This window comes from Brevundimonas sp. P7753 (assembly GCF_013386595.1).
Classification (GTDB): Bacteria; Pseudomonadota; Alphaproteobacteria; order Caulobacterales; family Caulobacteraceae; genus Brevundimonas; species Brevundimonas bullata.
Genome location: NZ_JACARP010000117.1, coordinates 1 through 8067, shown reverse-complemented (window position 1 = coordinate 8067; position 8067 = coordinate 1). Strand labels below are relative to the sequence as shown.

The following is an 8067-nucleotide window of genomic DNA, read 5'->3' as shown; positions in this document are numbered from 1 at the left end:
CGCGCGGTGGCCGACAGCGTGGCGAGGGACCGCGTCGGCGAGGTCCGCGCCGTGGGCACGACCTCTGAGCGCGCCGCGCCGGGGGCCGGGCCTCTGGGGCTGGAGGACGGTTCAGCCGACCTGATCGTCAACCTGCTGGGCCTGCACTGGGCCAACGACCTGCCGGGGGCGCTGAGCCAGATCCGGCGTGCGCTGAAGCCGGACGGCCTGTTCGTCGCCAGCCTGTTCGGCGCGGCGACGCTGAAGGAGCTGCGCGGCGTGCTGACCGAGGCCGAGCTGGAGGTGAACGGCGGGGCCCAGGCGCGGATTTCGCCCTTCGCCGACGGCTTTGACGGCGCGGCCCTGTTGCAGCGCGCCGGGTTCGCCCTGCCGGTGACGGACGTGGACCGGGTGACGGTGCGCTATGCCGATCCCTTCGCCCTGATGCGCGACCTGCGCGCCATGGGCGAGACCAATGTGCTGGCCGGGCCTATCCGGCCCTTGAGCCGGACTGTGCTGGCGCGCGCGGCTCAGCTCTACGCCGAGCGTCACGCCGAGGCGGACGGGCGCATTCCGGCGACGTTTGAAATGGTGCATCTGGCCGGCTGGGCCCCGCATGAGAGCCAGCAACAGCCGGCCCGACGCGGCTCGGCCAAGACGCGACTGGCCGACGCGCTCGGCGTCAGGGAACAGAGGGGCGAGGACTGAGCCCGGATCAGCCGTTGATGGCGCCGTCGATCGCGTCGGTGATCTTCCGATACATGGCGTTCGACTCGGCGCCGAAGGCGCCCATGGCGCCGATGATGACCAGGCAGATCAGTCCGCAGATCAGGCCGTATTCGATAGCGGTGGCGCCGCTGTCATCGCGATGGAGTTGGCCGATGAAGCGTCGCATCCTGGCCCCCTCCCGCGGCGGCTGATCAGAGCAGGTCGCGCAACCAGGCGACCAGAGGTTCGTCGGCCGGCGGCATGGGATAGTCCGAGAGCTTGTTCGGCTTCACCCAGGCCAGGCCCGCATGTTCACGCGCGGTGACCACGCCGGACCAACGCCGGCACAGGTAGAGTGGCATCAACAAGTGAAAGGATTCGTAAGCGTGACTGGTAAACACGAAGGGGGCCAGGCAGGCCTCGTTCACGTCGATGCCCAGCTCTTCCTTCAGCTCGCGGATCAGGGCCTGTTCAGGCCGCTCGCCCGGCTCGACCTTGCCGCCCGGAAACTCCCACAGGCCCGCCAGCTGTTTGCCCTCGGGACGCTTGGCGATCAGGACGCGGCCGTCGGGGTCGATCAGGGCGACGGCGACCACAAGGACGGTGGGGACAGTCGGAACGGGGGCGGCCTCGCTCACGAGCGATAGTCCCCGTTGATCTCGATGTAGCGTTTGGTCAGGTCGCAGGTCCAGACGGTGGCCGAGGCGCGGCCCGAGCCGACGTGGACGGTGATGTCGATCTCGGCGTTCTTCATATAGGCGCTCATCTGGGCCTCGTCGTAGGTCGGCGACGGGGCGCCGTCGACGGCGGCGACATGGGGGCCGAAATGGATGGCCAGACGGTCGCGATCCACGGCTTCTTCCGTCTTGCCCACGGCCATGACGATGCGGCCCCAGTTGGCGTCCTCGCCGGCGATGGCGGTCTTGACCAGGGGGCTGTCGGCGATCGACTTGGCCAGCTTGCGGGCCGAGGCGGGGCTGGCGGCGCCGTCCACGGTGATGCGGACGAACTTGGTCGCGCCCTCGCCGTCCTTGACCAGCTGGTGGGCCAGATCGAGCATGACCCGGTCCAGAGCCGCCGAGAAGTCCTTCAGGCGGCGGTCGCCGACGCGGCCGATGCGCGGCGCGCCCGAGGCCCCGGTGGCGAACAGCAGGGCCGTGTCGTTGGTCGAAGTGTCGCCGTCCACCGTCACCGAGTTGAAGGTGGTGCGGACGTGCAGGTTCAGCAGGGCCTTCAGCACCGGCGGGGCGATGTCGGCGTCGGTGACGATAAAGGCCAGCATGGTGGCCATATCGGGGGCGATCATGCCCGAGCCCTTGGCGATGCCGGCGATCCTGACCTTGACGCCGTCGATCTCACATTCCGCGTAGGAGCCCTTGGGGAAGGTGTCCGTGGTCATGATGCCCAGACCGGCCTGGGTCCAGTTGTCGACCTTCAGACCGGCCTTGATGTCGGGCAGGCGGGCGGTGATCTTCGTCTCGTCCAGCACCACCCCGATGACGCCGGTCGAGGCCAGCATGACGTCGCGCTGGCGGCAGTCGAAGCGCTTGGCGACCTCTGCGGCGGTGCGGCGGGCGGCGTCGGCCCCGGCCTTGCCGGTGAAGGCGTTGGCGCAGCCGGCGTTGACGACCAGGGCCTTGACCCCCTCGCCGCCGCCCCTGTCGGCCTCCAGCTGACGCTTGCACCAGTCGACAGGAGCCGAACCGACCTTGTGACGGGTGAAGACGCCGGCGCAGGCGGCGCCCTCGGGGAAGTGAAAGACCACCAGGTCGTCGCGCTCGTGCTTGTAGAAACCGGCGCGGGCGGTGGCGATCTCGACGCCCCTGATCGGCGGAATGGCCGGGAAGGGCACGGCCAGGGGCGAGATCATCAGGCCCGGCTTGCCGGGCGCGGGCTTGGACGGCTGGGTGGCGCGCTTCAGGGCCGAGGCCAGCGGGTCCAGCGCCTTTTCGATGGCGGATTCGATCATCTGGCCGGTCGAACCGGATTTGGCGGGCGGACGGTTCATGAGGCGACGGTTCCGGCGGGAGGGGCGGCGGGAGAGACGGGCGCAGGCTTGGCCGGCGCAGGTTGGGCGGCCGGTTTGGCGGGATTGAGGAAGACTTCGACCTGGGCCTTGCCGCGCAGTTGCTCCAGCAGCTGGCGCACGCCCTCATAGGTCAGGTAGCGGACGATGAGGGGGCGGGCCTGATCCAGGGTCGGCGGGGTTTCCAGACGGCGGTCCTCGATGCGCAGCACGGCCCAGCCGCCCTCGCCCTGGACCGGGCCGACCACGGCGCCGGGGGCCTGGCCGCGCACGGCGGCGGCGTAGGCGTCAGGCAGGACGTCCAGCGTCGAATAGCCCAGATCGCCGCCGGAATAGCGGGTGGCGTCGTCGACCGAGCGCTGGGCGGCCACGGCCTCGAAGGCGGCGCCCTGGCCCAGAACCCCGACCACGGCGTCGGCCTGTTCTTTCGTGTGCGACAGGATCAGGCGGACGCGGACCTCTTCGCTCGTCTGCGCCCGGCGCTGCTGCTCCTGATAGAGGCGCTCGACCGCCTGATCGGACACGGCGCCGCTGACGACGGATTCAACCAGCATGTCGCCGAGGATGCGTTCGTGCACGGCCTCGAGCCGGCGCTGGGCGGCGGCGTCCTTGTCCAGGCCGCGACGACGGGCCTCGGCGGCCAGAAGCTTCTGATCGACCACCTCGTCCAGCACGCGGCGGAACAGTTCGGACTTGACGTCCAGCGGGTCGCCTTCGCCGACCAGGCCCTGGGCCACCGCCTCGCGGCGCACGTCCGAGGCCCAGACCGAACGGTCCTGAACGCGGGCGACGACCAGGTCATCCTTTTCGGGCGGCGTTTCCGCACCGCCGCGCCCGCAGGCGGCCGTCAGCGTCATCGCCGCCAGCACCGAGGCCAGCAGAGGCAGGACGGTTCGGAAGGAGGGACGCGAAACTCGCATCAGGCGCTCCGGACGGGGGCGGAAAACAGGACGGAAAACAGGGGCTGGAGGCCGGTCGCCGCAAGCCCTTGAAAGCCCCTCGCGTTGACAGGGGTTAGGGCGGTGCTTAAGTCCCGACTGCGCCCAAGTCGAGGGGTTTTCGATCGTCTGTGCGGCCCCTGCGCACACCTCGTATTTCGAGGGTCGCCGGGACCGTCGTCGATCCGGGCCTTCTAGATCAAGACGCTTCCTGTTTCAGAGCCTTCAGCCGCTCGACCGCCTTTACCGGATCGCCCATGCTCGGCTTCGCCAAGAAAATCCTCGGCTCCTCCAACGACCGCAAGGTCAAGGCCTTCCAGGCCCAGGCGCAGAAGATCAACGCCCTGGAATCCAAGTTCGAGGCCTTCTCGGACGACGAACTGCGGATGATGACGCAGACCTTCAAGGACCGGATCGAGGCCGGCGACAGCCTGGACAAGATCCAGAATGAAGCCTTCGCCGTGGTGCGCGAGGCGTCCAAGCGGGTCCTGGGCCAGCGTCAGTACGACGTCCAACTGGCCGGCGGCATGATCCTGCATGAAGGCGGCATCGCCGAAATGCGGACCGGCGAAGGCAAGACCCTGGTGGCCGTGGCCCCGGTCTATCTGAACGCCCTGGCGGGCAAGGGCGTCCACGTCATCACCGTCAACGACTATCTGGCGCGCCGCGACGCCGAGACCATGGGCAAGGTCTATCGCTTCCTCGGTCTTGAGGTCGGCGTCATCGTCAACGGCCTGTCGCAGGGCCAGCGTCAGGCGGCCTACAACGCCGACATCACCTACGGCACCAACAACGAATTCGGCTTCGACTACCTGCGCGACAACCTGGTCTATGACCGCCGCGAGATGGTGCAGCGCAGCCACCACTTCGCCATCGTCGACGAGGTCGACTCCATCCTGATCGACGAGGCGCGCACGCCGCTGATCATCTCGGGCCCGACCGAGGACCGTTCGGACCTCTACAAGATCGTCGACGCGATCGTGAAGGATCTGATCGTCGACAAGGCCACCTACGACCTCGACGAAAAACAGCGCCAGGCCCTGCTGACCGAGCTGGGCTCGGAGCGCATCGAGGAGATGCTGGAGGCCGGCGGTCACTTCGCCGAGGACACCACCGATCTTTATGACCCGGCCAACGTCAGCCTGGTCCACCACGTCAACCAGGCCCTGCGCGCCAACACCCTCTACACGCGCGACAAGGACTACATCATCAAGGGCGGCGAGATCGTCCTGATCGACGAATACACCGGCCGCATGATGACGGGCCGCCGCCTGTCCGAAGGTCTTCACCAGGCCATCGAGGCCAAGGAAGACGTCAAGATCATGCCCGAGAACCAGACCCTGGCCTCGGTGACGATCCAGAACTACTTCCGCCTCTACGAAAAGCTGTCCGGCATGACCGGCACGGCCGCGACCGAGGCCCAGGAATTCCTCGACATCTACAAGATGGACGTCCTGGAAGTGCCGACCAACCGTCCGGTCCTGCGCAAGGACTATGACGACGAGGTCTATCGCACCTTCAGGGAAAAGAACGCGGCCATCGCCGCCCAGATCGCCGAGTGCCACGTCAAGGGCCAGCCCATCCTGGTCGGCACCGTCTCGATCGAAAAGTCCGAGGAACTGTCCGAGGTCCTGAAGACCTATGAGTACAAGGTCGAGACCGGCCGCACCCTCAAGGCCGAGTACGCCGGCCGCGAGAAGGAAGCGCAGAAGGTCGGCGACGACGCCTATGACATCACCTACGTCTCGGGCCGCGGCATTCCGCACAACGTCCTGAACGCGCGTCAGCACGAGCAGGAAGCCTATATCGTCGCCGACGCCGGTCTGCCCGGCGCCGTGACCATCGCCACCAACATGGCCGGTCGCGGCACCGACATTCAGCTGGGCGGCAACCTAGAGATGCGCATCCAGCGCTGGACCCAGGAACAGCGCAACATGGCCATCGAGGTCACGCCCGAAGCCCTGGCCGCCAAGGAAGCCGAGTACAAGGCCGAGATCGCGGTCCATCGTCAGACGGCCCTGGCCGCCGGCGGTCTGTTCGTGCTGGGCACCGAGCGCCACGAAAGCCGCCGCATCGACAACCAGCTGCGCGGCCGCACCGGCCGTCAGGGCGACCCCGGCACCTCGAAATTCTATCTGTCGTGCGAGGACGACCTGCTGCGCATCTTCGCCGGCGACCGTCTGGACTCGATCATGAAGTCCTTCGGCGTGGCCGAGGGCGAGGCCATCAGCCACCCCTGGCTGAACCGCGCCGTCGAAACCGCCCAGAAGCGCGTCGAAGCCCGCAACTACGACATGCGCAAGAACGTGCTGAAGTACGACGACGTCGTGAACGACCAGCGCAAGGCCGTGTTCGAACAGCGCCAGGAGTTCATGGACGCCACGGACCTTTCCGAACTGGTGGCCGACTTCCGCAGCGACGTGATCAACGACCTGGTCGAACGCTATATGCCGCCCAAGGCCTATGCCGAGCAGTGGGACATGGACGGTCTGGACGAGAAGGTCCGGTCGACCCTGGGTCTGGAGCTGCCGCTGCACGAATGGGCGGCCGAGGAAGGCGTCTCGAACGAGGAAATCGAAGAGCGGCTGATGGCCGCCGCCGAGGCCCGCGCCGCCGAGCGTCTGGAAATGATCGGCGCCGACCAGACCCGCGGTCTGGAAAAGCAGTTCATGCTGCAGATGATCGACATGCAGTGGCGCGAGCACCTGGTCCATCTGGACCACCTGCGCGGCGTCATCGGCCTGCGCGGTTACGGCCAGCGCGACCCGCTGAACGAATACAAGACCGAAGCCTTCAACCTGTTCGAGACGCTGCTGCACGACCTGCGCCACAACGTCACGCGCTGGCTGATGACGGTCGAGTTCCGCTTCGAGGCTCCGCCCGCCATGGAGATGCCCGAGTTCCAGGAAATCCACCTGAACCCCGGCACCGGCGAGAACGAAATGGCCAATCCGTCGGCCCAGAACCCGGAAGGCATGCTGACCGGCGACGACCGCTCCAAACTGCCGGTCGAGGCCCTGCCCCTCGGCTGGGAACGCACCAGCCGCAACGCCGACTGCCCCTGCGGTTCGGGCCGCAAGTTCAAGCACTGCCACGGTAGTTTGATCTAGAAGTCATGAGGCGGGTTCGCGAAAGCGGCCCGCCTTTTTTCTTTGCTCTCTCCTCCACCGCCGTCATCCCGGACGACCTGCAAGGTCGATCCGGGACCCAGACGCCTGCTACGCGGCCCCGGGATGACGGAGGAACGACAGGTGACGCCGCCCCCTCCGCCCGCTAGCTTCGCCCCATGAGCTACAAAGCCCTCTTCTCGCGCGCCCTGGGTCTCGATCCCGAGCGGCTGCATTTCGCCGCCCACAGCCATCACCTGTGGCCCGACGCCAGTTTCGACGCCCAGGTGCAGGCCTGGGCCGAGGCCAACCGCTTCGCCGACCGCAAGTGGGACCTGATTTTCGGCGAGGTCATTCCCGAGGCGCAGACGCACGTGGCGAAGGAGCTGAACCTGCCCTCGCCCGACAGCCTGATCTTTGCGCCCAACACCCACGACATCCTGTTGCGGATCGTCTCGGGCGTAGAGACAAAGCCGGTGCGCATCCTGTCCACCGACGGCGAGTTTCACTCTTTCCGCCGCCAGTCGGAACGCTGGGAAGAGGCCGGCGAGGCCGTGGTCACGCGCGTGCCGCTGCAGCCCTTCGCCACCTTCGCCGAGCGCTTCGTGGCGGCGGCCAAGGCGGGCGGCCATGACCTGATCCTGGTCAGCCAGGTCTTCTTCCGCACCGGCCAGGTGTTCGACGCCGTGGCCGAACTGGCGGCCCTGGCCGACCCGGCGGGGCCTTGGGTGGTCCTCGACGGCTATCACGGCTTCATGGCGACGCCGACCGACCTGTCGGCGGTGGCGGACAAGGTCTTCTATCTGGCGGGCGGCTATAAATACGCCATGGCGGGCGAAGGCGCCTGCTTCCTGCATTCCCCGCCCGGCTTCTGCCCGCGTCCGGTCATCACCGGCTGGTTCGCCGAGTTCGGCCATCTGGAAGGCCCGCCCGGCGGGGTGCAGTACCGCACCGACGGCGGCCGGTTCTGGGGCGCCACCTTCGACGTCAGCGCGCTGTATCGCCTCAACGCCGTGCGCCGGATGCTGGACGAACAGGGCCTGACCACCGCCGACGTCGCCGCTCATGCGCGCGGGCATCAGGCCCGGTTCCAGGCGGCGGTCGAGGCCGGCGAGGCCGGGGCTTTGTCGCAGGCCGAAATCCTCAATCCGGTCGAGGGCGAGGCGCCGCGCGCCCGCTTCCTGGCCCTGCGCTCGGACGAGGCGGCGCGCTGGAAGGCCGACCTGCAGCACATGAACGTGGTCACGGACGTGCGCGACGACGTCATCCGCTTCGGCTTCGGCCTGTATCAATCCGAGGAGGACGTGGA

General features: G+C 67.8%; 7 protein-coding genes. 3 read left to right on the top strand and 4 right to left on the bottom strand.

Features of this window, described 5'->3' with window-relative positions; translation table 11 throughout:
* Nucleotides 1-687: methyltransferase domain-containing protein (locus HX774_RS17530; protein WP_178828744.1), on the top strand; the 687-nt coding region annotated here is incomplete at its 5' end.
* 7 nt (nt 688-694) lie between these two features.
* Here the strand turns inward: HX774_RS17530 and HX774_RS17525 are convergent.
* Genes HX774_RS17525 through HX774_RS17510 form a run of 4 tightly spaced genes read right to left on the bottom strand, consistent with a single transcriptional unit; the run spans nt 695 to nt 3633 of the window.
* Nucleotides 695-874: a Flp family type IVb pilin gene (locus tag HX774_RS17525; RefSeq protein WP_114817506.1), complete on the bottom strand. Its 180-nt coding sequence runs from the start codon at nt 872-874 to the stop codon at nt 695-697.
* Between the two features lie 25 nt (nt 875-899).
* Nucleotides 900-1325, bottom strand: coding sequence for a (deoxy)nucleoside triphosphate pyrophosphohydrolase (locus tag HX774_RS17520; protein ID WP_114817505.1), 426 nt, complete (start codon nt 1323-1325; stop codon nt 900-902).
* Entirely contained in the window at nt 1322-2695 is a 1374-nt protein-coding gene (gene argJ / locus HX774_RS17515) for a bifunctional glutamate N-acetyltransferase/amino-acid acetyltransferase ArgJ (RefSeq protein ID WP_114817504.1), read from the bottom strand. The genes HX774_RS17520 and argJ overlap by 4 nt, the downstream gene beginning before the upstream one ends.
* Entirely contained in the window at nt 2692-3633 is a 942-nt protein-coding gene (locus HX774_RS17510; protein ID WP_178828743.1) for a peptidylprolyl isomerase, read from the bottom strand. Before HX774_RS17510 ends, argJ begins: the two co-directional genes overlap by 4 nt.
* Nucleotides 3634-3908: 275 nt before the next feature.
* Here HX774_RS17510 and secA point away from each other — a divergent pair, with 275 nt between their 5' ends.
* Both secA and HX774_RS17500 read left to right on the top strand, forming a co-directional pair.
* Complete coding sequence (gene secA / locus HX774_RS17505) at nt 3909-6761, top strand: preprotein translocase subunit SecA (protein WP_178828742.1); 2853 nt, start codon at nt 3909-3911, stop codon at nt 6759-6761.
* A 176-nt stretch (nt 6762-6937) separates the two neighbouring features.
* On the top strand, nt 6938-8067 hold a 1130-nt coding region (locus tag HX774_RS17500), incomplete at its 3' end, for an aminotransferase class V-fold PLP-dependent enzyme (RefSeq protein WP_178828741.1).

Excerpts from the sequence above, each read along its gene's own strand:
- HX774_RS17525 (WP_114817506.1), bottom strand. The coding sequence starts at position 874 with ATGCGACGCTTCATCGGCCAACTCCATCGCGATGACAGCGGCGCCACC.
- argJ (WP_114817504.1), bottom strand. The coding sequence starts at position 2,695 with ATGAACCGTCCGCCCGCCAAATCCGGTTCGACCGGCCAGATGATCGAA.
- HX774_RS17510 (WP_178828743.1), bottom strand. The coding sequence starts at position 3,633 with ATGCGAGTTTCGCGTCCCTCCTTCCGAACCGTCCTGCCTCTGCTGGCC.
- secA (WP_178828742.1), top strand. The coding sequence starts at position 3,909 with ATGCTCGGCTTCGCCAAGAAAATCCTCGGCTCCTCCAACGACCGCAAG.